The organism is Pseudomonas sp. KK18, from assembly GCF_037094675.1.
Taxonomy (GTDB): Bacteria; Pseudomonadota; Gammaproteobacteria; order Pseudomonadales; family Pseudomonadaceae; genus Aquipseudomonas.
Window position 1 is genome coordinate 4,220,737 of record NZ_CP146605.1, and the last position, 23,011, is coordinate 4,243,747.

Below are 23,011 nucleotides of genomic sequence, written 5' to 3' on the forward strand. Positions count from 1 at the left end.
GGCGATAGTAACAAAGGGCGGGCTACGGGAATGTGAAAAACTGATACTCGGACTATCCATATCGCTGCACAGTGATGACAAAAAACGCGGATTTTGTTCGCAGATTCAGTCCATTAACCTTTGTCGGGTCAACCACTGAAACCGAGGAACACCATGAGCAAGCCCGAGTTTTTCATCACACCCGGTTACGGCGACATTGCACGCGAAACCCTGCATTACACCCAGGCGGTCAAAATCGGCAACCGCGTCGAAACCTCGGGCCAGGGCGGCTGGGATGACGAGTTCCAGATTCCCGAATCCCTCACCGACGAGATCGCCCTGGCCTTTCAAAACCTCGAACGCACCCTGGCGGCAGCCGGCGCCGGCTGGGAGCATGTGGTACACGTCAATTCCTACCACGTGGGAGGTTTCCCGCCGGAGGTGAACGAGCAGATGGTCAAGTGGTACCGCCATTACATGCCCAATCACGCCCCCATCTGGACTGAGCTGGGAGTAGAAGCCCTGGGGCTGCCGGCAATGCGCATTGAAATCCGCGTGACAGCGATTATTGCCTGACGCCGAACCGCTCGATCACCCAGTCGATAAATACCTTCAGCCGGGCGTTCTGATGGCGATTGGGTGGATAGATGATGTGCAACGGCGTGGCGGGCCGGGTCCAGTCTTCGAGTACCGGGACTAAATGGCCTGCCTCTACGTAGTAGTCAACGATGGTCTTGAAATGCTGCCCGACGCCCAGGCCGGCGAGCAGCATTTCCTTGAGGCCGTTGCCTTCGTTGGTGGAAAACGCGCAGTTGCCTACCTCATACCGAGTCGCGCCCTTCTCGAAAATCAACGGCTCCGGCTTACCCGACCCGGCAAAGAAATACCCCGCCTTGAGGTGGTTCTTCTCGAGGTCCTCGGGAGACACGGGCGTACCCATGCGCTCCAGGTAGCCGGGGGCCGCGCAAGTGACGTACTCGAGGTCGACAACCTTGCGGGCGATCATTGCCATGTCATCGAGCTTGCCAGCGCGCAGCACGCAATCCACACCCTCCCCCACGATATTCACGGCGCGGTCGCTGATGCCCAGGGCGATAGTGATCTCAGGGTACTCACGATGAAAATCCACCAGCGCCGGGATCAGCAGGCAATTGGCAAAGGACGCCGGCGCATCCACTTTCAGGTGGCCGCCGGGCTTGAGCTTCTGCCCGCGCAGGGCATTGTCCAGTTCATCGAGTTCCGCCACCAGGCACAGCGCGTGGCTGTAGTACTCCAACCCCTCCGGCGTCGCCGCCAGCGCACGGGTGGTGCGATGCATCAACTTGACGCCAAGGTGCTTCTCCAGGTCCGTGATGAGTTTACTGACGGTGGAACGCGGCAGTGCCAACTGGTCGGACGCGCGGCTGAAGGAGCCGGTTTCGACGACACGGACGAAGGCACGCATGGCGAGAAGTTGGTTCACGTTGATGTCCGATGGGGCGAGAATGGCGAGTATTGTCCATTAAGCTGCACAATGACGCCAGGCATTCAGCGAACAGAAAACCCGGCGCATGGCCGGGCTTTGACGGAGCGGATGACTCAGTGGGCAAAGTTCTCGATCTTTACCTGGCCATCAGGAAACGTAGCGACAATCTCCAGTTCTCCTCCCATGGCGCGGATATAGTTACGCAGCGTGCTGATATACATGTCGGTACGCCGCTCCATTTTGGACACTGCCGCCTGATTGATATTCAGCGCCTTGGCCAGCGTATCCTGGCTCATCTGTTGCGCCTTGCGCAGTTCATGCAGGGGCATTTCTTTCAGGTGTTGCTGGAAGATGCGCTCTGCATCGGCCCGGGCTTGCGGTGTCATGCGAGCCTGCAGCTCACTGAATTTTTTAGCCATGGTGACGGCCCTCTTTAAGCAGTGTTTCCAAATGTTCGTCATACAACTTCTCAGCCAGCGGGACGTATTCGTCATACCACCGGCCTCGACCGGTTTTATCCCCGCCAATCAGCAACAAGGCACACCGGCGCGGATCAAATGCATACAGGACGCGGTAAGGCCGCCCGGCATGTTGCACCCGCAACTCTCGCAGGCAGCCATGCCTGGAGCCCTTGATGTCACTGCTGTGGGGGAAGCCAAGGCCTGGCCCCAGAAGGCCCAGTAAATCCACACTGGCCGATACTGAGGATTGCTCCTTTGCATCCAGACCGCCCCACCAGATTCCAAACTCGTCCGTGTATTCAACGTCCCAACTCATGCAAATATGCCATCCATGGAATATAAACTCAAGAGCATAACTGTAGGAGTTCCTGGCGTGTACAGGCTTCCGTCTGTCCCGGAAAAGTGTTTGTAGATTATTCCCGCACAATGCTCAGCCCATAAAAAACCACCCTTTCGCGCGGCTGAAGACACGACCATAGCGCCGGCACCACGGATGATCCCGACCGCCACGTGCATAAAACTCATTGAAATAAATGGTATTAATAGTTTGGAGAGTGCCGCGAAAGAACCGGACGACATCCAATGAACCCGGAGGCGAAGGCCTTGGGACCTGCAAAGCAAGCTCGCTCCTACAGTAAAACCTGTTGATTCAGCAAAACGATCCCGGAGTTCCCAATGCCCCATGAAGGCAACCTGTTACAAGCGGCCGTTGTATTCCTGCTCGCTGCCGTCCTGACCGTGCCCCTGGCCAAGCGCCTGCAACTGGGTGCCGTGCTGGGTTACTTGCTGGCCGGAGTGATCATCGGCCCATCGGTGCTGGGCCTGGTGGGCAACCCGCAAAGCGTCAGCCAGTTTTCCGAACTTGGGGTGGTATTGCTGCTGTTCATCATTGGCCTGGAGTTGTCACCGAAGCGTCTGTGGGTGATGCGCAAGGCAGTGTTCGGTGTAGGCCTGGCGCAGGTGTTGCTGACGGGCACCGTGATCGGCGTGGTCGCGCTGTTCGTGTTTGGCCAATCATGGAACAGCGCGATTGTGCTGGGCCTTGGTCTGGCGCTCTCCTCCACCGCGTTTGGCCTGCAAAGCCTCGCCGAGCGCAAGGAACTCAACCAGCCCCACGGGCGACTGGCCTTTGCGATTCTGTTGTTCCAGGACATCGCCGCCATCCCGTTGATCGCCATGGTGCCGCTGCTCGCGGGCAGCGATCATCCCGCCACCACCTCCCAGGGCCTGCGACACGGCCTGGAAGTACTGGGCAGCATCGCCGTGGTGATCATCGGCGGGCGCTATCTGTTGCGGCCGGTGTTTCGCATCGTCGCCAAGACCGGCCTGCGGGAGGTCTCCACCGCCACCGCGTTGCTGGTGGTGATCGGCACCGCATGGCTGATGGAGCTGGTGGGCGTGTCCATGGCCCTCGGCGCCTTCCTCGCCGGGTTGCTGCTGGCAGACTCCGAATACCGGCATGAGCTGGAATCGCAGATCGAACCGTTCAAGGGCCTGCTGCTGGGTCTGTTTTTTATCAGCGTGGGCATGGGCGCCAATATCAGCCTGCTGTTCAGCGCGCCGGTGATCGTGCTGGGGCTGACCCTGCTGCTGATCGCCATCAAGTTGCCGCTGCTGTTTTGCGTGGGTCGCCTGGCAGGCGGCCTGAACCCTGAAAGCGCGCTGCGCCTGGGCGTGGTGCTGGCAGCCGGTGGTGAGTTCGCATTCGTGGTGTTCAAGATCGGCCGCGACCAGGGCCTGTTCGAGCCGCACCTCTACGACATCCTGGTGCTGACCATCACCCTGTCCATGGCCGTGACGCCATTGCTGCTGTTGCTCTGCCCGAAGCTGTTCAAGCCCAAGGCCAAGCCGGTGGAAGTGCCCGAGGAATACCGTGCCATCGAAAGCGATGCGCCACGGGTGGTGATCGCCGGGATGGGCCGCATGGGGCAGATCGTGGCGCGGATCCTGCGGGCACAGAACATCTCGTTCATTGCCCTCGACACCTCGGTGGAAACCATCGAACTGACCCGCAGTTTCGGCGGCATGCCGGTGTTCTACGGCGACCCGCAGCGCCCGGAAATCCTTCACGCAGCGAAAGTCGACCAGGCCGAGTTTTTCGTGATCGCCATGGACGACCCCGAGATCAACATCAAGACCGCCGCGCTGGTGCGCAGCCTCTACCCGCACATGAAGATCATCGCCCGCGCCCGTAACCGCCAGCATGTGCACCGCCTGGTGGACCTCGACGCGTCACCGGTGCGCGAGACGTTTTACTCCAGCCTGGAAATGAGCCGCCGCACCCTGGTGGGCCTTGGCTTGACCCAGGCCCAGGCCGACGCGCGCATCAGCCGCTTCAAAAACCATGACCTGCAATTGCTGGCGGCCCAACACGCCGTGTATGACGACGCGGCCAAGGTGATGCAGTCTGCCCAGGAAGCCCGGACGGAACTGGCACGGCTGTTTGAGATGGACCGGATCGAGGAAGAGTCCGACAAGGTGTAGGGATGGAGATGAACGATCTTGCGAATTTTCTGACAGAATACGGCGCAATTTCGTTCATCCCTGGAGAGCTTCATGGCCACCCTCAGCAAGACCGCAGCCCTCTTGGCCCTCGCGCTGGCCGCCGGGTTCGGCGCCAGCCAAGTCCTCGCCGCCAGCAAGCCAGCGGCGCAGAAGACCGCCACCCAGACCATCTCCACCCTGGATGGCAAGTTCAGCTTCAACCTGCCCAAGTCCTACCTGGCCGACCCACTGCCGGCCGGTGATGCCGAGCACGGCACCGCAGGCGCCAGCGGCACGATGTACAGTGACCAGGCCACCAAAAGCGTGATCTTCGTCGTCGAAAAACCGAGTGTCGCCGGCCTGATCAAGGACAACGACCCGCAGTTCCTCGACGGTGCCGTGGCGGATTTCGTCAAGGAACAAAGCGCCGCCCTGCCGGACTTCAAGAAAGGCGCCGAGAAGAAACTCACCGTGAAAGGCCTGGCTTTGCGCCAGGTCGACAGCACCGCGACCATGGGCGGTGGCAAGACACTGAGTTCCACCTTCCTGACGGGCTCCGGCAGCCACCAATTGGTGGTGCAGGCCATTTCCCGGGCGGATGACGAGAAAGGCCATGCACTGTTGGTGAAACAGATTATTGGCGGTAAATAACCGGTTTTAATCTGGCAATGAAAATCCAATGTGGGAGCGGGCTTGCTCGCGAAAGCGGTGTTTCAGTCAACACAGGTATTAACTGACCCACCGCTTTCGCGAGCAAGCCCGCTCCCACATTTTTGATCGCGCTCACATCGCAGGATTCAACGCAGGCTCTTTTCCAGCCACTGCTTCAAGTCCAGCAACTCCGCCTCACCGACGGTATGAATCATCCCCGGGTAGCCGTGGAATTCCGGGGTGAGGCCAATCCCCTGCAATACCTCGTTGGCCCGCGTTGCCGAGTAGTACGGCAGCGCCTGGTCCAGCGTCCCGTGACCGATGAAAATCGCCAGCTTGCCCAGTGGCGCATCCGGCTTGAGTTCGGCCTTGAGTACCGGCAGCAGGCTGCCGCTCAACGCCGCAATCCCGCGCAGAGTTTCGGGATGTCTTAACCCGACTTCATACGACATGATCGCACCCTGGCTGAACCCCACCAGAAACACCCGCTCAGGTTGGGTGTGGTACTTGGTGGTGGCCTGGGCGACGAAGGCCTCGATCAGCTTGGCGCTGCTCTGCAGGTCGGCGGTCTCGCCATCAAAATCGCCATCGCCCGGCTTCTTGCGAAACCAGCGATAACCACCGCCCTCCACCGGCATCGGTGCCCGTGCAGACAGGTAGGTCCAGGTCGACGGCAAGCGGTCCTTGAGCCCGAACAGGTCGGCCTCGTCACTGCCATAACCGTGCAGGAAGATCACCAGCGGCTCGTTGCGCGCATCGCTTTGGGTCTGCTCCAGGTAAGGCAGCGGCAGGTCGGTGTGCAATACGTCTTCGGCCTGTGCGGCGCCGGTAAACAGCGCCACCGTCAGGGCAATCAGTTTGAGCATGAGCATCAACCTCTAGGGTTTGCGCAACAAATAGGTATCCATGATCCAGCCATTGGCCTGGCGCGCCGCCTTGCGCACACGTTCAATCTCTTCGGCAACCTCGGCCACTTTGCCGCTGATCAGGATTTCATCCGGTGTGCCCAGGTAGGCGCCCCAGTAGATATCCAGGTCCTGATCGGCCACGGTGCGGTAGGAATCTTCGGCATCGAGCATGACAACCAGGGTGTCGGCATCACTCGCCTGCCCCGCCGCCAACCGGCGCCCGGTGGTGATTTCGATGGAGCGACCGATGCGGTTCAGCGGCACTTTGTGCTGCGCCGCCAACGCCTGGACGCTGGTGATCCCGGGGATCACTTCAAACTCGAATTCGCAGCTGCCGCTGGCGAGGATCGCCTGCAGGATACGAATGGTGCTGTCGTACAGTGCGGGGTCGCCCCAGGCCAGGAATGCGCCCACTTCGCCGTCGGCCATTTCTTCATTGATCATCCGTTCGAAGGTCTGCTGCTTGTCGCGGTTCAGGTCCTTCACGGCGGTGGTGTAGTCGATATCACCGCGCACCCGCTCGGGGCAATCGGCCTCGACAAAGCGGTAGGCGTGATCGGTGATGTAGGTCTCGCAGATTTCCCGGCGCAGGTCGATCAGCTTGTCCTTGCTCTGGCCCTTGTCCATCAGGAAAAACACGTCGGTGCGGTTTAGCGCCTTGACCGCCTGCATCGTGATGTAGTCAGGGTTGCCGGCGCCAATGCCGATGATCAGGATGCGTTTCATGGGAAAGTCTTCATGGGTGGTCTCGGTGCGGGGAACGGATTTTGCCATGTTCGGGACGTCAGGCGTGAGTTTCCAGGCGCAGGCGCCAACGCCCATTGAATCGCAACTCGGTGGATGACAGCGGTTCCACGTCGATCAGGTTGAACATGGCGGGTGGGCATTGCATGACATGCAGCAGCGCTGCGCGGATCACAAATGGATGCGTCACCGCCACGACATGCCCCGGGGATTGCTCGAGGGACTGCAACCACTGTCCTATCCGCTCACACAGTTGCACTACCGACTCGCCGCCGTGGGGCGCCGAGGTGCTGTCGGTCAACCAGGCCTGAAGCGCTTCGGGTTCGGCCTGCTGAACCTCCTCGATCGCCAACCCTTGCCAGCGGCCAAAATCACAATCGCGCAGGGCTGTTTCAACCAAAGCATCGTCGGCAAACAGCGCCGCCGTCTGCCGGGTCCGCGCCTCCGGGCCGCACAGCACCCGGGGTGCACGCTTGAAGCGTTGCCCCTGGGAAAGCGCCGCCTGCTGCCAGTCCATCTCCACCGACTCATCCAGCGCAAAGCGTGCCTGTTTCTGGGCACGGGTGCTGGCGTGGGCAACAAGGGTCAAACGGGTGGCCTGCATGACAAATCGCTCTGGTTTTAAGGTGCAGTCAGCGTAGACTTGCGAAGTTGTTTCAACATGTTTCAACTATTCTGCAACAGGAAGCCGGTTCAATGCCGGCGCGGTCGCGCCACTGTATTCGGCCTTTTAGCCGTAAGCCAGACCCTGTTTCAGCCAACTCGCTATCCATTTCGGGACGCGTCATCCCTGGAGGTTCTCATGGCTTATACCGCTGCAACTGGCTCCGACGTTTCAATACCGTCCATTCCCCTGGGCGAAATCCTGCCCTGGGCGATCTTCGGCGGCCTGCTGCTGTTGCTCGCGATTTACTTCGTCGGCGCCGAGCAAGGCGCGACGGCCGTGTTCAAAGGCATGTACGTGCATGAGTTTGTGCATGACGGTCGCCACCTGCTGGGTTTCCCCTGCCATTGATTGGAGCGTGACGACATGACAGGACATTTACTCGTTCGCGGGATGCTGGTGGGCCTGCTCGCCGGCATCCTGGCCTTCGGCTTCGCCAAGACTTTTGGTGAGCCGCAGATCGACAAGGCCATCGCCTTCGAAGATCAGATGGCACAGATGCACGGCGACGCGCCGGAAGAGGAACTGGTGAGCCGCGAAGTACAAAGTACCTTCGGCCTGTTCACCGGCGTGGTGGTGTACAGCGTCTCCCTGGGTGGCATTTTCGCCCTGGTGTTCGCCTACTCCCTGGGCCGCATCGGCAAGGTCGGCCCCCGTGGCTTGGCAGCGCTGCTGGCATTGGCGGCGTTTGTGACGATCATCGTGGTGCCGGGGCTGAAGTATCCGGCCAACCCGCCATCGGTGGGCGACCCGGCCACCATCGCGCAACGCACCAAGCTGTTCTTCCTGATGCTGCTGGTGTCGGTGGCGGCTGCGGTGATTGCGATCAACGCGGCGCGCAAGCTGATTGCCAGCCGTGGCCTATGGGCAGGCGCGATCCTCGGTGTGGCGCTGTATATCGTGATCGTGTCGGTGGCCGGCAGCTTGTTCCCGACCATCAACGAAGTGCCGGAACAGTTCTCGGCAGTGTTGCTGTGGAAATTCCGCGTGGCCTCCCTGGGGATTCAACTGGTGCTGTGGACCACCCTGGGCCTGGTGTTCGGCGCCGTGGCCGAGCGCAAGCTGAGCCAGCCTCAGGCGCGTCTCAACTCCTGACGGTACAGGTAGCCGCCGACGAATCGGCGGCTACCGGCATTCACACCCCGGGCCGCGCCAGGTAGAACACCTCGTAGCCATTGCCCGGATGGTTCACATCCAGCGCCTTGGCCGACAAGGTAATTCGCACCAGCTTCCACGCCTGCACATCCAGCGCCAGAAACACCGCGAAGTTATCGCTGCTGTCCGCGAGCTGCTGGTTGCGGGCCTTTTCTGCGGCGAGGATTTGCCCGCGGTCCGCCCCCGGCGCCAGCGCCCACTCCTCCCGATACAGGCTCAAGGCGTCTTGCGCCGGACCTCGCTGCACATCCAGCGGTAACCAGGACTCAATGTGCGGCTGGCCAAAACTGTCGAGGACCTTCTGGAAGCGCTCGCCGAGCAAGAAATCCGCAGCCTGCAAAGGATCCGACCACAGATAAACCGACGAATACAGGTTACCCACCCCCGGCCCCTGCCCTCTCTCCTGGGCGATAAACGCCTTGAACAGCAAACCCTCGGCATGATCCCACAACGGCCCCAGGCGAGCGGCCCGCTCACGGATGACACCCATGTCGTAATCGGCTGGCAAGCGGTGTGAATACTGTTTGGCAAACATCATGGCGCTCCTGTTCAGATGAGTGTCCAGCTTGCGCAGCGCCAATGATTTCAGCAAGATATCACCGGATATAGGTGTGATAAGGAATTGAAATGACCGACGCACTCAAGCCGCTGGATATCGACACCGTGCACGCCTTCGTCCTGGTCGCCGATTTCGCCAGTTTCACCCGCGCGGCCCAGGCACTGGACACCTCGCAGGCAGCCATCAGCCTCAAGCTCAAGCGCCTGGAAGAACGCCTCGGTTATCGCCTGCTGGTGCGCACACCGCGGCATGTGCGGCTGTCGCCCCAGGGCGAGCAGTTCATCGTCGCCGCCCGCGCGCTGCTCAATGCCCACGAACGGGCGTTGGGTGACATGGGCAATGGCGCCCCGCGACGGTTGGTGATCGGCATCAGCGACCACGTGGCCGGGCCGGACCTGCCACTGTGGCTCAGCCGCCTGGCCGCCTATGACCCGCTGGTGATCCTGGAGGTGCGGATTGCATCGTCCCGCGACCTGGTGGCGGCGTTCGACCGCAACGAACTGGACGCGGTGATCGTGCGCAACGAAGGCGATCGCCAGGACGGTGAGGTATTGGTGGTGGAGCGCTTTGGCTGGTTCGCCGCGCCTACCTGGCAGCACACGCCCGGCACGCCCCTGCGCATGGCAACCATGGCCTCGCCCTGCGGCGTGCGACACCTGGCGGTACGCGCGCTGGATGAGGCGCGGATTGACTGGACCGAAGTGTTTGTCGGCGGCGGCGTAATGGCGGTGGGTGCGGCAGTCAGCGCCGGCCTGGGTGTGGCGGCGCTGGCCCGGCGAGTGGCGCCGGCGGGCGCCGTGGACGTCAGCGAACAGTACGGATTACCGGCATTGCCCGTCAGTGAAATCGTGCTGCATAGCCGCATCAGCGACGGCCGCTCCCGCGAGACATTGCGAGCGTTGAGCGCAACCTTCAGAGGGGTTCTGGAGCGTTAGATTGCATCTGGGTATACCGCCCGCGCACGAACCGCTCCAGTTCATCGCCCGGCAGCGCCTTGCTGAAATACCAGCCCTGGATGATCAGCTCCGAGCCCGACTGCAAAAACGCCAGTTGCTCGGCGGTTTCCACGCCTTCCACCACTACCCCGAGGTTCAGCGCCTCACAGAACCGCAGCATCCCGGTCAACACCTGGGCGCCCTTTGGATCATGCTGGGCGACCACGAAACTGCGATCGATCTTGATGAAATCCACGGGGAACTGGTGCAGGTAACTCAGCGCTGAAAATCCGGTGCCGAAGTCGTCGATATACACCTTGGCACCAATCGCCTGGAGCTTCTCGATCATCTGCCGCGTGCCCTGGATATCGCCCACCAGCGCATCCTCGGTGATCTCCACCGAAACCTGCCCGTGGGCCTGGGCCAGTATCTCCACCAGCCGATCACCATACGCCGGGGTAGTCAGCGTGGCGCTGGAGATATTGATCGTCATCGGCAAGGTAAACCCGACCTTCTGCCACTTCTGGTACTGGCGCACAGCCTGGGATGCCACCCACACATCCACGTCGGGCATCAACCTGGCATGGGCCAGCCATTGCAGGAACTCCCAGGGTGAATGCACCGTACCTTCGGCGTCCCGGGCCCGCATCAACGCTTCGCAACCGGTGCATAGCCCGGTCCGGGTGGAAATCTGCGGCTGGAATTCGAGGTAGAACTCGTAGTCGCTGATCTGCTGGATATGGCTCAACTCGCTGACCTGGCGCGCCTGGGCCTTGTGGGACGCCATCACCGGGTCCAGCTCCAGCAAGCGGCCTTTTTCTTCCAGGCCGCGAAAGGTCATGTCCAGCGACTTCAAATACACCGTGCCGCCCTCCGTGGCCTGGCGGTTGATCGCGCGCACATAGGGCGCATAGATCAGCATGCCAACCCCCAGCAACACCACCTGCAGCAACACTGCCGCGAGATCGCCGTGGGTGCTCAGGTAGGCGTTGAGCAACACCGGCGCGGTAAATGGCACGCTCACCACCGCAGGCGACACCCAGCCAATCTGCACCACCATCAACGCCAGTATCACGTTGAACGCCGGGACCACCAGAAAGGGAATGAACAGCCGCGGGTTAAGAATGATCGGCAAGCCAAACAACAGCACTTCACTGACATTGAACAACGACAACGGCAGGCTCGCCATCGCCACCAATCGCATGGACCGGCTTTTGGAAAACAGCAGGATCGCCAGCAGCAGGCACAGGGCACCACCCGAACCGCCGATAAACGCGAAACTGCCCAGCAAGCCGCCATTCAGTAGATATTTGACCGGCTCGCCCGCGGCCACCGCCGCATTATTGAGCCCGACCGCCTGGTCCAGCACATCAAAAAACGGCTGCATGGCGTAGACCCCATGGATCCCGAAAAACCACAGCAGCGAATTCATCAGGGTCACAAACAGGCCGCTGCCATAGGGCGTCTCCAATGCATCGAGTACCTGCGGCCCCTGAAGCTGTGCCACCTGCGGAATCTGCAACAGCAACGACAGCACGAGCACCAGCCCGAGCGCCGTGATTGCCCCCGGCACCACCATATTGAGGGTGCCCTTGAGGTTGTGCCCCACCAGGTCTTCGTTGATCAACCGCGTCCAGCGACGCCGATGCAGCCAGGCGATGGCGGGCACATTGATCAGCGGTGAGGCGATGGCGATGAACAACACGAAGGTCGCCGAGGCTCGGGGAAAATCCCGCAGCACAAACGTGGCGATCACTACATGGGCCAGGCACAGGAACGCTACCGGGAGTTGCGGCAGGCGGTGCTGGATCGCGAGCATGTAACCGATGGAGGCTGCCACCAGCAGCGGGATCACCGAGCTGATCTGGTTGTGCAACCCCGCCAGGAAGGCCACCACCTGAGGGTCGAAACCCAGCACTCGGGCGCATTCGGACAGGATCAGGAAACCGGCCGATACCAGCAGGCACGGCAGGATCCACAACAGCCCCTCGCGTATGGCCCGCAACGACTCGGTACTGGCGAGGGCCGCCAGCCGCTGGGTGAAGAAAAGCTTGAACAGCGTTTGCGCCATCACCTGTCCCTCGGTACCTGATGCCAGGGTCGCAAAATAACACCTGGCTGTCGCCTTATCACGGGGTAACGCTACACGCCCTGACACCGCAAGCGAAAGGCTTTTGCCGCCCCTGGCGCATTTATTCAGAATCACCGCAGGGGCTTGCTGCTTGTCGATTGGCTCGGGTTGGCCCATCCTTTGGCGCACTGGTTGTCGTAAAAAACGACGCACCCCTCGAACGGACTCGACTGATGCTGCGATTCACTCCCCTCATGGCCTGTGCGCTGCTTGGGCTGACCAGCCCGTTGGCCGGCGCCGCCACCCCGACCTTCGCCGATGCCCAGGCCAGCGACCCGGCCAGGCTGCAATGGATGGTCGGCGCACCGCCACCGGCCGACCGCACCGTACGCTTTGAAGACGGCAGCTATTTCAGCTTCCCGGCGATGCGCTGGAGTGTCGCCAACTTTCGCCAATTGATGCCCACGGTTAACGTCTCCCGCGGGCTCGGCGCACCGCTGGCATTGCCACGCAAACTCGACCCGGCACTCGATGCAATCCCCGTGCAGCCAGTGGGTGCAGCCCAGCCGCTGACTTGGCGCCAGGCCCTGGACGCCACCTACACCGATGGCATCGTGGTGATGCATCGCGGCACGGTGGTTTATGAGCGTTATTTCGGGGTGCTCAAGGAGGATGGGCAACACGCGGCCATGTCGGTCACCAAATCGGTGATCGGTACCCTGGGCGCGATGCTGGTGGCCGATGGCACCCTGGACCCACAGAAAAAGATCGTCGACTACGTGCCCGAACTCGGCCGTTCGGCCTTTGGCAGCGCCACCTTGCGCCAGGTGCTGGACATGACCACCGCCCTGGACTACAGCGAAGAGTATGCCGACCCCAATGCCGAAGTCTGGGCCCACGCCCAGGCCGGCAACCCGCTGCCCAAACCCAAGGACTACACCGGGCCGCGCAGCTACTACGAGTTCCTGCAAACGGTTAAGCAGCGTGGCGAACACGGGCGTGCCTTCGGCTACAAGACCGTCAATACCGACGTACTCGGCTGGGTGATTGCCCGCGCGACCGGGCGCAACGTCGCGCAACTGCTCAGCGAACGCATCTGGAGTCGGCTTGGCGCCGAACAGGACGCCTACTTCACCGTCGACTCCATCGGCACACCCTTCGCCGGTGGCGGCCTGAACACCGGGCTGCGGGACCTGGCCCGGTTTGCCGAGATGCTGCGCAACGGCGGGCGCTTCAATGGCCAGCAGATCGTGCCCGAAAACGTGGTGACGGATATTCGCCAGGGCGGCGACAAGCAGGCGTTCGCCCAGGCCGGCTACGCTCAATTGAAAGGCTGGAGCTATCGCAACATGTGGTGGGTAACCCACAATCCCGACGGCGCCTTCATGGCCCGCGGGGTGCATGGCCAGAGCATCTACATCGACCCCAAGGCCGAAATGGCGATTGTTCGCTATGCCTCTCACCCGGTGGCCGGCAACGCCGCCAATGATGGGGTGACCTTGCCCGCTTATGCAGCCATGGCGGCTTTTTTAATGTCCAAGCCACACTGACCGTCTCTCTTACCGTGGAGTAAACCTTTGTCCCAACCCGGCGAAAACCACCAGCTAGCCCTGGACCGATTCTTGAGTGAACACCCGGCCCTGGCCGCGGAACTGAATACGTTGAACCCCCTGGCGGCCCAGGCCAAAGGGGAAACCATGGAGCAGTACCGCGCCGAGCGCCTGCATGAAGCCTTCGAGGCAGAAGCGGAGCAACAGGGCTTGTTTGCCTGGGAACTGACGCTGAAATTGACGGCGCATTCCCCGGCGGAGTTCGAGGCGCAACGCCTTGAGGTGCACAAGGAGGTGGCGCAAATGGCAGGCCTGAGTTGGTTCGAGTATTGCCAGCTGCACGACTTGCCCGTCTAGAACCAGCGGCCCAGGCCCTTCCTGCGATCAGCGAGCACCGCGCGTAATTCATCAAGGGTAACGGCCCTGCGTTCAGGGTCAGCCGTCAACGCCGTACGCAATACAGGCCAGCAATGACGAGGCAGTTGCCTGGGCCGGGCCGGCCGGTCACTGGCGTGGCGCCGGCCTTGTGCCAATTCGTACAACACACAGGCCACTGCATACAGGTCGGCGCTGGCCGACAGTGCTCCGCCAGCCAGCAACTCCGGCGCGGCGTACGCGGGCGTCCAGGCATTGAAGCGGCTGCGACTCAAGCCTGGAGAACCCGCCGGGGCCTGTCCGCAAGCCTCGCCCAGACCGAAATCGAACAAGCGCAACCCGCCGTCTCCCACCATGACATTGGCGGGTTTCACATCCCCGTGCAGCACACCTTGCTGATGGCTATGGCGCAACGCGTCGAGCAATTGCACGGCGATGCCTTGCAGCGTTTGCCAGGGTAAACCGCCGGGGCACTCCAGCAGCAACCGGTCCAGGGTCATGCCCTGGAGCAGCTCCATGGTGAAGAATGCGATCTGGCCGGGAGCATCCACTTCAAATGAATACACACGCACCACCTGCTCATGCCGCAGGCTGCGGGTCAGGGCAAACTCGTTGTACAGCAACACGTGGGCATCCGCAGACTCGCGAATGGCTTCGCCCAACACCTTGATCGCGACACTGGAACAGGGCTCGCCAAACTGTTCGTGCAGCAGGTCCCGCGCACGATAGACCACGCCCATGCCGCCTGCGCCCAACACGCGCTCGATCAGGTATCGCCCGGCCAGCAACTCGGGGGCTCCGTCGCGCGGTGGGTTTACCGGGGCCTTGGCAAAGGCAAAGTGGGTCAGATCGCGCATGACTGCACCACCACAGCGGTCAGGTTGTCGCCGGCCGTGCCGCGCAAGACACCTGCAAACAGCTGGTCCAGGACACGTTGCGGATTTCCCTGGCTCAAGGCCTGGCCCAACTCAGAGTGGCTAAGCGCCTGGTACAGGCCGTCGCTGCACAACAGAAACACATCCCCTGCCAAGGTACCGAGTTCCAGGACCTGCGGGCTCAGTGGTGCCCGCGAGCCGATGGCCCGGGTCAAGGCCCGTGCGTCTGGATGGGCCCTGGCCTGTTCCGGGCTCACCTGCTGGTCAATCAATTGCTCACACAGCGAATGGTCTCGCGACAGCTGGTACAGCGTCTGCCCGCGCCACAGATAGCAACGACTGTCACCGGCCCAGACACACGCAGCGCGATCGCCCTGAAGCAACAACGCCACGACCGTGCTTCCCATGATGGCCTCGGCGCCATGGGAGGCCAGCGTCAATTCATCGCCCAGCCGCCGGTTGAGCCATTGCAGGCAACGACGGGTCGCCTCGACGCGTTCATCCAGGCTGCCCTGGCCGGGCAATGACGCCAGGCCATCGACCACCAGCTGGCTGGCGATATCCCCCGCCTGATGCCCGCCCATCCCGTCCGCGACGGCCCAGCAGCCCGTCCCGGGGCAATCGAGAAAGGCATCCTCGTTGCGTAAACGGACCTTTCCACGGTCTGTGCGACCGGCGCTGTGCCAGCGGTCGCGAGGTTGGCTCACAACTGCTCCGGCAGGCGAAAAGTTCGCCACTGCGCCATCTGAAATGGATTGGGGGTGCGTCGGCTGGTCAGCAGGTAGTTGGCGCGCAAGCCTGCCAGGTCAGCCTTGAGGATCAGCTCATCCTGCCCGCTGGAGGGTTCGCTCTGCATCAAGTCGAACAAGCGAAACAGGGACCAGGCCCCGGTATTTTTTTCGAGCCCCAGCGCCCGCTCGCTGCCACGCTCCAGTACCAGGCTGCTGCGACCATTCTCAGCCTCGGCTGGCCATTGCATCGCCATGGGGACAATCGGCCCGTGCCGGTACTCCATCTGCTGGCCACCCAAACGCAAGACCGCGCGACTCACCGACGGGTCCAGGCTATAGGGTGCGAGCGTGAAACGAACCTGCAAGTCCCCCGGCTCATCCGCGAAAAAACCGCGCCTGATCACCTGCACCTTCGCCTGCTGGTCGAGCAACGCCCGAGACATCGGCAAGCTGCGCCCATCCAGGCTACGCAGCCTGTAGCGCCCGGAATCACCGCTGACAAAAGGCTTCAGATAGCTGTCAAAGAATCGCGCCATGATCCCCTCATGCTTGAAAAACTCCTGGAAGTCGTTGAGGGAAACGTCGCTGCTGGCGTGGGCATTGAACGGGAAACGCAGCTTGATCGCCCTGCTGTAGAAACCGTATACCTCGCTCTGATAACGCTGGTTCACATGCCGATAGGCCTGGTCGAGCATGAGGCGCCAATGCTCGTCGGCCAGGCTTTCGAACCAGCCCGCCAGCGGCAGCGGCAAACGCGCGGCCACGTTGCGCAGGTTACTCAGCGCATCCTGTTGCCCCTGGATCCGCCGCTTGACCATCTCGAACGCGACCGGCTCCGGCGCGCCTTCGCGATTCAAGCTCGCCAACTGCAGGTGCAAGTCGTTGAGCGCCTGTAACACGCCGGTCAACTCGGCCCCCGGGTTCTCCTGGCTGTCCAGCAACTGGTGCAAGGGCTCGAAGCGGCGCTGCATGGCTCGCCGTGCGCTGTCGGGCAAGGCATTGACCAGCCCGGCGGCGGTCGGCAACCGCTCTGCCGCTGGCCCAGGCAGCTTGGCAGCCAGCTCGTCGAGGCGCTCACTGGCCGACGGCAGGCGCGTGTGGTCACGAACCTGCTGCAACAACTGCAACAACGGCGACTGGGCCGACGTCAAGCTGGCGAGCTGCTCGGCGCCTTGCCTGGAGTTTTCAGTTTCACGCAGGCCAACCTGCCCAAGCGCCTCGCTCCAGACATCGGCATACTCGCTGAAGTAGCGTTGTTCAAGCTCCACCATCAACCGTTGCAAATCCATGGCGCTCAGGTCGGCGCCCTCTCCCAGCACCCAGTTGTCCTGGACGATGGTATTCACCAGCCGCGCGCCCTGCGCTTCAAAATGCCGCTGGTACGTGCGGGTATAAAACCCCGGAATGGAACGCTCGCCCCCGTCAAACACCCGCCCGTGTGCAAGGCGCAACGGTTCAAGGCCGCGAGCTTGTTCGCGCAGCACCCGGTACACCACGTCAACCAGCGATTCGCCGCGCAACACGTGGCGCGCGCGGGCCACCAGCTCGTCATCGAGCGGCTGCACAAACGGCTGCTCAAGCAAGCGCGCGAAATGTTCATTCAACCGGTTTTGCACGGAGGGCTCACCGGCAAACCGTACAGACCAATGCCCCGCCACCCGCTCACGCAGCCAGCCGACATCCCGACGCTCCCGCAGGTTGAGCATCAGGTATGCCCGGAGGTTATCCAGCAGCCGTTCACGATCTTCCAGGCTGCCGCGAACTTGTTCCTGCAGCATCTCGCTGACCTGGGACAGCAACAGCCGCCCCAAGGCACGCTCGTAGGCCTGCTCCAGCACCGGACGGCTGATACTGCCCTGATACAACCCCATCCGCTCAACCAGTCTGGCTTCGCCCGGCAAGGGGAAAATCCGCGTGGCCGCCAGGCGGCTGTCCAGCAGCGGCAGGAGTGCCTGGATAGCGTCTGACCCAGGCTGCACGGGTGCGGGCTGTCGTGCCAGCGCCTGCAGTTGCTCCAGACGTTGATGATTGGAGGAGTAACTGTGGGTCCACAGCAAGCCCGCCGCCACGACGACCACTAGCGCGCCCAGGGCCAGCCCCCCCTGGTGCCGGCGGATTCGACGGCGCTCCTGGCTATCGAGGTCCGCCAGGTCGGCTTGCGCCAGAATCACCCGGCTGAACAAGCCCTGGATAAAGTACGCACGTGGTTCAAGTGCCTGTGGGCCACCGTCGGCGCTGGTCAAGTAGAAACCACGAAAGCCGTTGGTGTGCTGATAACGCGGGCCGCAAAAAGCAACGTCGATATAGAGGCTCAGGCGCTCGCCAATCCGGGCCGCCTGATGGGGGAAGTCGAGCATCCGTCCGCGCAGATCACTGTTGCGTTCCTGGTGCAGGCGCTGCACAAGCTCACCGCTCAAGCGCTGCAGCAGTGCTTCAAACGCCTGTCGTACCTGGGCAATGCCAATACCCGCTTTGCCTGGGACGATAGATTCGCCCAACACCGCATCACTGCCTTCGCCCAACGGCCGCTCGAAGAACTCCGCAAACCCCGGCAGGTGGTCGGCCTGGGTCACCACCAGGTAGACCGGCACCTCCACATGCAACGTCCGGCGGATCTCCAGCAACCGACTCTGGACTGCCCGCGCCTCATTCTCCAACTGACGCTCGCTGCCATGGAGCAATGTGTCCGTGGACAGCGCCACCACCACACCGTTGAGCGGGCGTGTCCGGCGCCGCACCTTGAGCATCTCCAGCAGCGTCGACCAACCCGCGCCATCCACCTGGCTGTCAGGCTGGGTAAGGTAGCGGCCGGCGACGTCGAGCAACACGCCGTCCTCGGCGAAATGCCAGTCACAGTCCCGCGTGGCACCGCCCTGCGTCGCTACCGACGCGCCCTGATCCTGGAGCAACTGCAAGCCACTGGCGGCCAACATCCGGGACTTGCCACTGCCTTCCTTGCCGATCAGCAAATACCAGGGCAATGCATTACGCCAACGCGGGCTGCGTTCACCATAAATCCGGGAGTGTTTCAGGGTGTACAAAGCGTCCTTGAAGCGACCGCGCAGGTGCCGCTGCTCGTTTTCAATCTGGCTTTTGCGCGGGCGTGGCTCGCCGTCATCGACGGTTGATTGCCGGGCCATACTGCGCCAATTGGCATACACCATCGCCAGGCCCCACAACAAAAACAGCCCGCTGATTGTCAGCAAGCGCGATGCCGCCGCTTGCCAGAATCGATAGTCGTCGACAGCCAGCAGTGGCCCGAAGAACCACACGGTCATTGCGACCGCGAGCACCAGCAGCAGGCTCCAGACCCAAACCCTGCCCAGCACGGCGCCCGCGCTCCTGAAGAATGCGTTCATGCGTTGCTCCCTGCGTTAGAGCGGCGCCCGGAACATATCCGGCGCCACGAGTTGATACGGTTGCAACATCGCTTCACGCTGCTGGCCCAGCACCCAGGCAAATCCTGCATACAGGCTCAACAGGCTGGCGGCGACAAACACTGCAATCCAGGTGAGCGACACGACCCTCAGCCGTTTCCGGCGCGGCTGTTCCGGCCTGGGCGACGGCGCGCACGCCGCAGGCGTATCACCCCGCACATGCCGGATCTGCCGATACAGCGCGTCCCGAACCTGTTCAAGCTGCAACAACCCACGCTCCATGACCCGGTACTTGCCCTCAAACCCGAGGGACAGGCACAGGTACATCAACTCCAGCATCGCCAGGTGCTTGAAGGGGTCCCTCGACATGCGCTCAAGCAACTGGAAAAACTTCTCGCCGCCGAAGGTTTCGTTGTGAAAACTGCTCAGCAGGCTCATCTTCGACCAATCGCTCTGGCTGCCCCATGAGGTGGTGACCACTGCCTCGTCGATCACGCTGCACAGCACATACCGCGCCGCCATGACCTCGCTGGCCTGGGCCCCGTCATGCCGGGCCCGCGTCTCGAACAGCGTGACTGCAGCCGAGAGTCGTTCATTCAGGGCGCGCAGGCTTTCCTCGGCGGTACTGCGCTTGAGGCGGACCACCTCGGACAACAGCTCCCAGGCAGGCGCCACCAAACTGTTCAGGCCAATGTCGAAATGCTCCGCGCCCTGCAAGCGGGCCGCGTAGATCATCCGGTCTTCCAGTTGTTCGAAACGCGGCGGCGATGCGAAGTCGGTCATCGGTCCCTGCGCCGGTCCGCGTCCCTGTCGATCAAGCAGGACGGTTTTCTCGTCCTGCGGGTATTCCCTGTCCATGGTCTCAGTTCCTGATGGCCCAGAATTTCAGTTCCAGTTCGGCAAATTCACCGCTGACGTGGAAGGCAAATCCTCCCGACTGCTTCAACTGCTCAATGTCCCGGGCACCGAGTTCAAGCATGAAATAGGTGTTGGCGGCATGAAACGGTATCTGCCGGGGAGCCACCGGCAGCGGCTTGACCTTGATGCCCGCCAACTGCAGGTTGACCAACTCGCGAATCCGCTCCACGGGGCCGACCTTGAGGTGCGCCGGAAGCCGGTGTCGAAGCTCCTCGGCGTCACAATGGGCGCTGGCGGCCAGAATGAAGGTCGCCGAACCCAGCAGGTTGAGATCGCTCACCGGGCACACCAGCACCCCGTACTGGCGAGGCTGCAGCGCCAGCTCAATGGCATGCTGCTCAAGCACCATCGACAGCAGGCTGCGAATCGGCTCCATCAATCCACGAAAGCTGGCGCCCTGGTCGCTGTGCCGGTAATGCCCCTCGAAGTGCGCACGCTTGCTGTCGCTGGCAAACGTCGCGAGTTCACCCAGGATCGACAGCAATGTTCGATACAGCGTTTCAGGGCTGACCTGGCTCAGGCCCAGGTAGTGACGCAAGACCAGTTCGGTGCGATTGATCAATTGCAACATCAGGAAGTCGCCAACCTCCGCGCCGGCGGCGGTACCGTTGGCGCGAATCCGCTCGGCGATGGCATCCCCCCGGTAAGCGAGCAGGCTGATCACTTCCTTGAGGCAAGACAGCAGGTAGCCGGAGCCATGCAGGTGAATGAAGCTCGGGATAAAATCGGGGTCCAGGCTGACGCCCTCCTCAGTGCAACTGAGCACCTGGGCAACCTTGAGCTTCACGTAATGCGGGTCGCTGTGTTGCTCCCCCAGCAACAGGCGAAAATCCAGCTGCCCGCAATTGACCTGACGACGAGCTTCTTCCCCGGCGTTGGAGTCGCTGACGTCTACCGCAAGAGTCTTGTAGCGCGCCAACACATCAATCTGCTCGGGTCGACGGGCTTCAACACAGTTACCTGTGGCCAGCGGCAAGGCCAGGTAGATCGACTGCTTCCCGGTATTTACCGGAACCTCCAGCACCAGCGACTCCATCGCGCCACCCAGTTCGAACAGACTGCCATCCGGCAATATGCCGCTGGCCTGGCTGATAACGACCTTGCCCATATTGAGGTATTGCACATCGATTTCCAGGGCCAGGAAGCCCCAGGCGTGACGGCACAACAGCTGGGTGCGGCGCGTGAGTTGCTGATCGTGGTACCGATCGTTTTGCTGGAAATGCTGAGGGCGCAGCAACATGCCTTCCTGCCAGATGACTTTTTGGCTGTACATGTCAGTCGCCCGCCTTCGCGGGTTGCGGGTTGACCAACCGAATGCCGGCCTGATCAAGGATCAGTTCAGCGCCGGTCAATCGCTGCGCGGTCACCGGCAACACATAGCGCCATTGCGAGTGAGGCAAATCACGGTACGCCGCCAGCACACCGACATAACGACTGCCTGGCTCAAGACTGAGTTTGAGCGTGGAGTGATCGCCGGGGCGCAACTCCAGCTCTTCGAGGTTCACCAGGTCCTTGGGCAACGTGTGCTCGGCATGAGCATAAAGGCTGAAAAAGTCCGCATTTTCAAAAGCCACGGGGTGTCGAAGCTCCATCAGGTGCACCACGATCGGCGACGGGCGACCATGGAGATCAGGGTTGACCCGTTCGCTGGCGGTCAGTGTCAGGTCCAGCTTGGTCAACTTCGAAAAGGGCGACAGGGAGCAACCACCCAGCAAACCCATTACAGCGCACAACAATGCAACGGTGACTCGGGACATGAAGATCATCCTGGATAACGGTGAAGGGTTGAGATCAGACGAATCTGTTCCTCGTACGCCTTGGCGAAGTCGCTGCCCAGCAGGCGCTCGCTCAAGTGCTCGTCCTCGATCAGTGTCTGGTAATGGCGCTGATACGCGCGCCAGCGGGCGCCACACCGGGGGATCAGCGGCGGCCTTGCCTGGCGTTCGAAGCACAGCAGCAAATGGCCGGGCGCAAAGGCTGCCAGAGCGCCGCGTACTGCCGCGCGGCAGGCCGCCAGCAAGGCCACTTCGTGAGCCTGCATGTCGCGGTACGCCCGCATGACAAGCATCTCGGCGGAAACCTGCCCCAGCTGCCCGACACCCAGCAGCGACCCCAAGGCCGCACTGGCGTCTGCGCTGTCTCTAAGTGGGTTGGGGCTTTGGAGCGGCGTCTGGGTGAGTGCCAGTTTCAGCTCTTGCCTGAGCTCGTTACGGGTGCCCAGGCTCTGTTGCAACCCTTCAGTCATTTGCCGGAGCAAGCTCGCGGCCTTGATCGCCAGGACTTCTCTTGCCGACTCATCGAGGTCGCCCAGATCAATACCGAGTGCCTGCGCAAACCCCAACCAGAATGGCCCTGAGCCGTGACCTGGAACGGGCGATTGCGGACTTGGGGCAACCTGGCGCGCAGGCTTCACAAGCTCGGGAACCGTCAGGTGATCCCGGTCCGCCGCCGCGTGGTCCGTCCAGCGCAATGTCTCGTAGGTGGTCATGTTCAGGGCCGCCAGCTCCTGCGACCCGTCCTCGCGCTGCAGTTCGCTGGCCATTGCCCGCAGTGGGTCCAGCTCAAGGAATGCATCATCGGGAATCAGCCTGTGTAATCCGTCCTGGCCCTGTCCCAGCGGTGGGCTGACCAGTCGTGCGCGAATACTCAGCGGCCCCAGCTGAAATACCGCGCCGTCATCTATCGGTTGCTGCTGCCCCTCATGCAGACGCTCACTGCGGCCTGCCAGGCGGGTTCCATTGCTGCTGATATCCGTCAGGAAATACCGGCCGTCACGATAACTGATCACCGCGTGACGACCGGAAACCTGGCGACTGGTGTCAGGCAGGGTCCAGTCGCAACCGCCCCCCCGGCCGATGACGCCCCCCACACCGTCAAAGACTTTGCGCAGCGCCGGCGCGGACTCTGCTGGCCCCGCAGGGCACACCTCAAACACTAGCTGCATGGCAGGACTCCTCCGCGCTCACAGGCCACGACCGGTGGACCGCGGATCACCCAGCGGACGGTAGTCATCGTCGTCAAAGACATGATTGGTGTTACAGCCACTCAGCAAAAACAACACAAGCACCAGGGCTTGCCACTGACTAACAGGCATCAGGTATCTCCCGGA

The 23,011-nt window shown here is 62.0% G+C and carries 24 protein-coding genes and 1 riboswitch; of the genes, 8 read left to right on the forward strand and 16 right to left on the reverse strand.

All coding sequences use genetic code 11. The features are described from left to right. Window positions 1–153: 153 nt before the first annotated feature. Complete coding sequence (locus V6607_RS19065) at window positions 154–555, forward strand: RidA family protein (RefSeq protein WP_003208087.1); 402 nt, start codon at window positions 154–156, stop codon at window positions 553–555. Here V6607_RS19065 and V6607_RS19070 read toward each other — a convergent pair. The 3 genes from V6607_RS19070 to V6607_RS19080 all read right to left on the reverse strand — a co-directional run bounded on the left by V6607_RS19070 (window position 545) and on the right by V6607_RS19080 (window position 2,221). Then, a complete protein-coding gene (locus V6607_RS19070; protein WP_236260825.1) occupies window positions 545–1,441 on the reverse strand; it encodes a LysR family transcriptional regulator in 897 nt (298 codons plus the stop codon). The two genes, V6607_RS19065 and V6607_RS19070, sit on opposite strands and share 11 nt — an antisense overlap. A 116-nt stretch (window positions 1,442–1,557) precedes the next feature. Continuing rightward, a complete protein-coding gene (locus tag V6607_RS19075; RefSeq protein WP_003208085.1) occupies window positions 1,558–1,863 on the reverse strand; it encodes an XRE family transcriptional regulator in 306 nt (101 codons plus the stop codon). Next, window positions 1,856–2,221: a type II toxin-antitoxin system RelE/ParE family toxin gene (locus V6607_RS19080; protein ID WP_003208083.1), complete on the reverse strand. Its 366-nt coding sequence runs from the start codon at window positions 2,219–2,221 to the stop codon at window positions 1,856–1,858. Before V6607_RS19080 ends, V6607_RS19075 begins: the two co-directional genes overlap by 8 nt. 359 nt (window positions 2,222–2,580) lie before the next feature. On the opposite strand from V6607_RS19080, the gene V6607_RS19085 reads away from it, so the two are divergent. Then, a complete protein-coding gene (locus V6607_RS19085) occupies window positions 2,581–4,389 on the forward strand; it encodes a monovalent cation:proton antiporter-2 (CPA2) family protein (protein WP_102604789.1) in 1,809 nt (602 codons plus the stop codon). Window positions 4,390–4,461: 72 nt separating this feature from the next. Next, the gene (locus V6607_RS19090) at window positions 4,462–5,040 is read left to right on the forward strand and encodes a hypothetical protein (RefSeq protein ID WP_177069037.1); all 579 of its coding nucleotides are present in this window, start codon (window positions 4,462–4,464) and stop codon (window positions 5,038–5,040) included. Window positions 5,041–5,186: 146 nt separating this feature from the next. Here the strand turns inward: V6607_RS19090 and V6607_RS19095 are convergent, their stop codons facing one another. From V6607_RS19095 to V6607_RS19105, 3 genes are read right to left on the reverse strand one after another with little or no spacing between them, the layout of a single operon-like run. Continuing rightward, on the reverse strand, window positions 5,187–5,906 hold the full coding sequence (locus V6607_RS19095) for a dienelactone hydrolase family protein (RefSeq protein WP_003208077.1): 720 nt from the start codon (window positions 5,904–5,906) through the stop codon (window positions 5,187–5,189). A gap of 12 nt (window positions 5,907–5,918) precedes the next feature. Continuing rightward, the gene (cobF, locus tag V6607_RS19100) at window positions 5,919–6,674 is read right to left on the reverse strand and encodes a precorrin-6A synthase (deacetylating) (RefSeq protein WP_003208076.1); all 756 of its coding nucleotides are present in this window, start codon (window positions 6,672–6,674) and stop codon (window positions 5,919–5,921) included. A gap of 58 nt (window positions 6,675–6,732) precedes the next feature. Continuing rightward, on the reverse strand, window positions 6,733–7,296 hold the full coding sequence (locus V6607_RS19105) for a histidine phosphatase family protein (protein WP_003208075.1): 564 nt from the start codon (window positions 7,294–7,296) through the stop codon (window positions 6,733–6,735). Between the two features lie 27 nt (window positions 7,297–7,323). Next, window positions 7,324–7,463, forward strand: a riboswitch (cobalamin riboswitch). 31 nt (window positions 7,464–7,494) lie between these two features. Here V6607_RS19105 and V6607_RS19110 point away from each other — a divergent pair. Both V6607_RS19110 and V6607_RS19115 read left to right on the forward strand, forming a co-directional pair. Beyond that, window positions 7,495–7,707 (forward strand): CbtB domain-containing protein, encoded by a 213-nt coding sequence (locus V6607_RS19110; RefSeq protein WP_003208073.1) that lies wholly within the window; start codon window positions 7,495–7,497, stop codon window positions 7,705–7,707. A gap of 15 nt (window positions 7,708–7,722) precedes the next feature. Then, window positions 7,723–8,451, forward strand: a complete 729-nt coding sequence (locus V6607_RS19115; RefSeq protein WP_032899583.1) for a CbtA family protein — start codon at window positions 7,723–7,725, stop codon at window positions 8,449–8,451. Window positions 8,452–8,491: 40 nt separating this feature from the next. Here the strand turns inward: V6607_RS19115 and V6607_RS19120 are convergent, their stop codons facing one another. Then, window positions 8,492–9,046, reverse strand: a complete 555-nt coding sequence (locus tag V6607_RS19120) for a DUF4865 family protein (RefSeq protein ID WP_087694166.1) — start codon at window positions 9,044–9,046, stop codon at window positions 8,492–8,494. A 92-nt stretch (window positions 9,047–9,138) separates the two neighbouring features. On the opposite strand from V6607_RS19120, the gene V6607_RS19125 reads away from it, so the two are divergent. Beyond that, window positions 9,139–10,005, forward strand: a complete 867-nt coding sequence (locus V6607_RS19125) for a LysR family transcriptional regulator (protein ID WP_087694167.1) — start codon at window positions 9,139–9,141, stop codon at window positions 10,003–10,005. Here V6607_RS19125 and V6607_RS19130 read toward each other — a convergent pair. Then, window positions 9,983–12,076, reverse strand: coding sequence for an EAL domain-containing protein (locus tag V6607_RS19130; protein WP_102604784.1), 2,094 nt, complete (start codon window positions 12,074–12,076; stop codon window positions 9,983–9,985). The two genes, V6607_RS19125 and V6607_RS19130, sit on opposite strands and share 23 nt — an antisense overlap. A gap of 233 nt (window positions 12,077–12,309) precedes the next feature. Here V6607_RS19130 and V6607_RS19135 point away from each other — a divergent pair, with 233 nt between their 5' ends. Then, window positions 12,310–13,626, forward strand: coding sequence for a serine hydrolase (locus V6607_RS19135; RefSeq protein WP_134326847.1), 1,317 nt, complete (start codon window positions 12,310–12,312; stop codon window positions 13,624–13,626). 27 nt (window positions 13,627–13,653) lie between these two features. After that, a complete protein-coding gene (locus tag V6607_RS19140) occupies window positions 13,654–13,983 on the forward strand; it encodes a DUF6388 family protein (RefSeq protein WP_087694170.1) in 330 nt (109 codons plus the stop codon). Here V6607_RS19140 and V6607_RS19145 read toward each other — a convergent pair. Genes V6607_RS19145 through V6607_RS19180 form a run of 8 tightly spaced genes read right to left on the reverse strand, consistent with a single transcriptional unit; the run spans window position 13,980 to window position 22,996 of the window. Continuing rightward, window positions 13,980–14,858, reverse strand: a complete 879-nt coding sequence (locus tag V6607_RS19145) for a serine/threonine-protein kinase (protein ID WP_134326848.1) — start codon at window positions 14,856–14,858, stop codon at window positions 13,980–13,982. The two genes, V6607_RS19140 and V6607_RS19145, sit on opposite strands and share 4 nt — an antisense overlap. Next, complete coding sequence (locus V6607_RS19150; protein ID WP_134326849.1) at window positions 14,846–15,583, reverse strand: PP2C family serine/threonine-protein phosphatase; 738 nt, start codon at window positions 15,581–15,583, stop codon at window positions 14,846–14,848. Before V6607_RS19150 ends, V6607_RS19145 begins: the two co-directional genes overlap by 13 nt. Continuing rightward, complete coding sequence (tssM, locus tag V6607_RS19155) at window positions 15,580–18,966, reverse strand: type VI secretion system membrane subunit TssM (protein ID WP_134326850.1); 3,387 nt, start codon at window positions 18,964–18,966, stop codon at window positions 15,580–15,582. Before tssM ends, V6607_RS19150 begins: the two co-directional genes overlap by 4 nt. Window positions 18,967–18,981: 15 nt before the next feature. Then, window positions 18,982–19,842 carry a type IVB secretion system protein IcmH/DotU gene (gene icmH, locus V6607_RS19160; RefSeq protein WP_134326851.1) on the reverse strand — a complete coding sequence of 287 codons (861 nt, stop codon included), beginning with the start codon at window positions 19,840–19,842 and terminating at the stop codon, window positions 18,982–18,984. Window positions 19,843–19,846: 4 nt separating this feature from the next. Then, window positions 19,847–21,175 (reverse strand): type VI secretion system baseplate subunit TssK, encoded by a 1,329-nt coding sequence (tssK, locus tag V6607_RS19165; RefSeq protein ID WP_134326852.1) that lies wholly within the window; start codon window positions 21,173–21,175, stop codon window positions 19,847–19,849. 1 nt (window position 21,176) lies between these two features. Next, complete coding sequence (gene tssJ / locus V6607_RS19170) at window positions 21,177–21,659, reverse strand: type VI secretion system lipoprotein TssJ (RefSeq protein WP_023658927.1); 483 nt, start codon at window positions 21,657–21,659, stop codon at window positions 21,177–21,179. Window positions 21,660–21,664: 5 nt separating this feature from the next. Then, window positions 21,665–22,846 carry a type VI secretion system-associated FHA domain protein TagH gene (tagH, locus tag V6607_RS19175; protein WP_134326853.1) on the reverse strand — a complete coding sequence of 394 codons (1,182 nt, stop codon included), beginning with the start codon at window positions 22,844–22,846 and terminating at the stop codon, window positions 21,665–21,667. Window positions 22,847–22,864: 18 nt separating this feature from the next. Next, on the reverse strand, window positions 22,865–22,996 hold the full coding sequence (locus tag V6607_RS19180; protein WP_003208049.1) for a hypothetical protein: 132 nt from the start codon (window positions 22,994–22,996) through the stop codon (window positions 22,865–22,867). Window positions 22,997–23,011 lie beyond the last annotated feature (15 nt).

Excerpts from the sequence above, each read along its gene's own strand:
- V6607_RS19065 (WP_003208087.1), top strand. The coding sequence starts at position 154 with ATGAGCAAGCCCGAGTTTTTCATCACACCCGGTTACGGCGACATTGCA.
- V6607_RS19075 (WP_003208085.1), bottom strand. The coding sequence starts at position 1,863 with ATGGCTAAAAAATTCAGTGAGCTGCAGGCTCGCATGACACCGCAAGCC.
- V6607_RS19080 (WP_003208083.1), bottom strand. The coding sequence starts at position 2,221 with ATGAGTTGGGACGTTGAATACACGGACGAGTTTGGAATCTGGTGGGGC.
- V6607_RS19085 (WP_102604789.1), top strand. The coding sequence starts at position 2,581 with ATGCCCCATGAAGGCAACCTGTTACAAGCGGCCGTTGTATTCCTGCTC.
- V6607_RS19090 (WP_177069037.1), top strand. The coding sequence starts at position 4,462 with ATGGCCACCCTCAGCAAGACCGCAGCCCTCTTGGCCCTCGCGCTGGCC.
- V6607_RS19095 (WP_003208077.1), bottom strand. The coding sequence starts at position 5,906 with ATGCTCAAACTGATTGCCCTGACGGTGGCGCTGTTTACCGGCGCCGCA.
- cobF (WP_003208076.1), bottom strand. The coding sequence starts at position 6,674 with ATGAAACGCATCCTGATCATCGGCATTGGCGCCGGCAACCCTGACTAC.
- V6607_RS19105 (WP_003208075.1), bottom strand. The coding sequence starts at position 7,296 with ATGCAGGCCACCCGTTTGACCCTTGTTGCCCACGCCAGCACCCGTGCC.
- V6607_RS19110 (WP_003208073.1), top strand. The coding sequence starts at position 7,495 with ATGGCTTATACCGCTGCAACTGGCTCCGACGTTTCAATACCGTCCATT.
- V6607_RS19115 (WP_032899583.1), top strand. The coding sequence starts at position 7,723 with ATGACAGGACATTTACTCGTTCGCGGGATGCTGGTGGGCCTGCTCGCC.
- V6607_RS19120 (WP_087694166.1), bottom strand. The coding sequence starts at position 9,046 with ATGTTTGCCAAACAGTATTCACACCGCTTGCCAGCCGATTACGACATG.
- V6607_RS19125 (WP_087694167.1), top strand. The coding sequence starts at position 9,139 with ATGACCGACGCACTCAAGCCGCTGGATATCGACACCGTGCACGCCTTC.
- V6607_RS19130 (WP_102604784.1), bottom strand. The coding sequence starts at position 12,076 with ATGGCGCAAACGCTGTTCAAGCTTTTCTTCACCCAGCGGCTGGCGGCC.
- V6607_RS19135 (WP_134326847.1), top strand. The coding sequence starts at position 12,310 with ATGCTGCGATTCACTCCCCTCATGGCCTGTGCGCTGCTTGGGCTGACC.
- V6607_RS19145 (WP_134326848.1), bottom strand. The coding sequence starts at position 14,858 with ATGCGCGATCTGACCCACTTTGCCTTTGCCAAGGCCCCGGTAAACCCA.
- tssM (WP_134326850.1), bottom strand. The coding sequence starts at position 18,966 with ATGAACGCATTCTTCAGGAGCGCGGGCGCCGTGCTGGGCAGGGTTTGG.
- icmH (WP_134326851.1), bottom strand. The coding sequence starts at position 19,842 with ATGGACAGGGAATACCCGCAGGACGAGAAAACCGTCCTGCTTGATCGA.
- tssK (WP_134326852.1), bottom strand. The coding sequence starts at position 21,175 with ATGTACAGCCAAAAAGTCATCTGGCAGGAAGGCATGTTGCTGCGCCCT.
- tssJ (WP_023658927.1), bottom strand. The coding sequence starts at position 21,659 with ATGTCCCGAGTCACCGTTGCATTGTTGTGCGCTGTAATGGGTTTGCTG.
- tagH (WP_134326853.1), bottom strand. The coding sequence starts at position 22,846 with ATGCAGCTAGTGTTTGAGGTGTGCCCTGCGGGGCCAGCAGAGTCCGCG.
- V6607_RS19180 (WP_003208049.1), bottom strand. The coding sequence starts at position 22,996 with ATGCCTGTTAGTCAGTGGCAAGCCCTGGTGCTTGTGTTGTTTTTGCTG.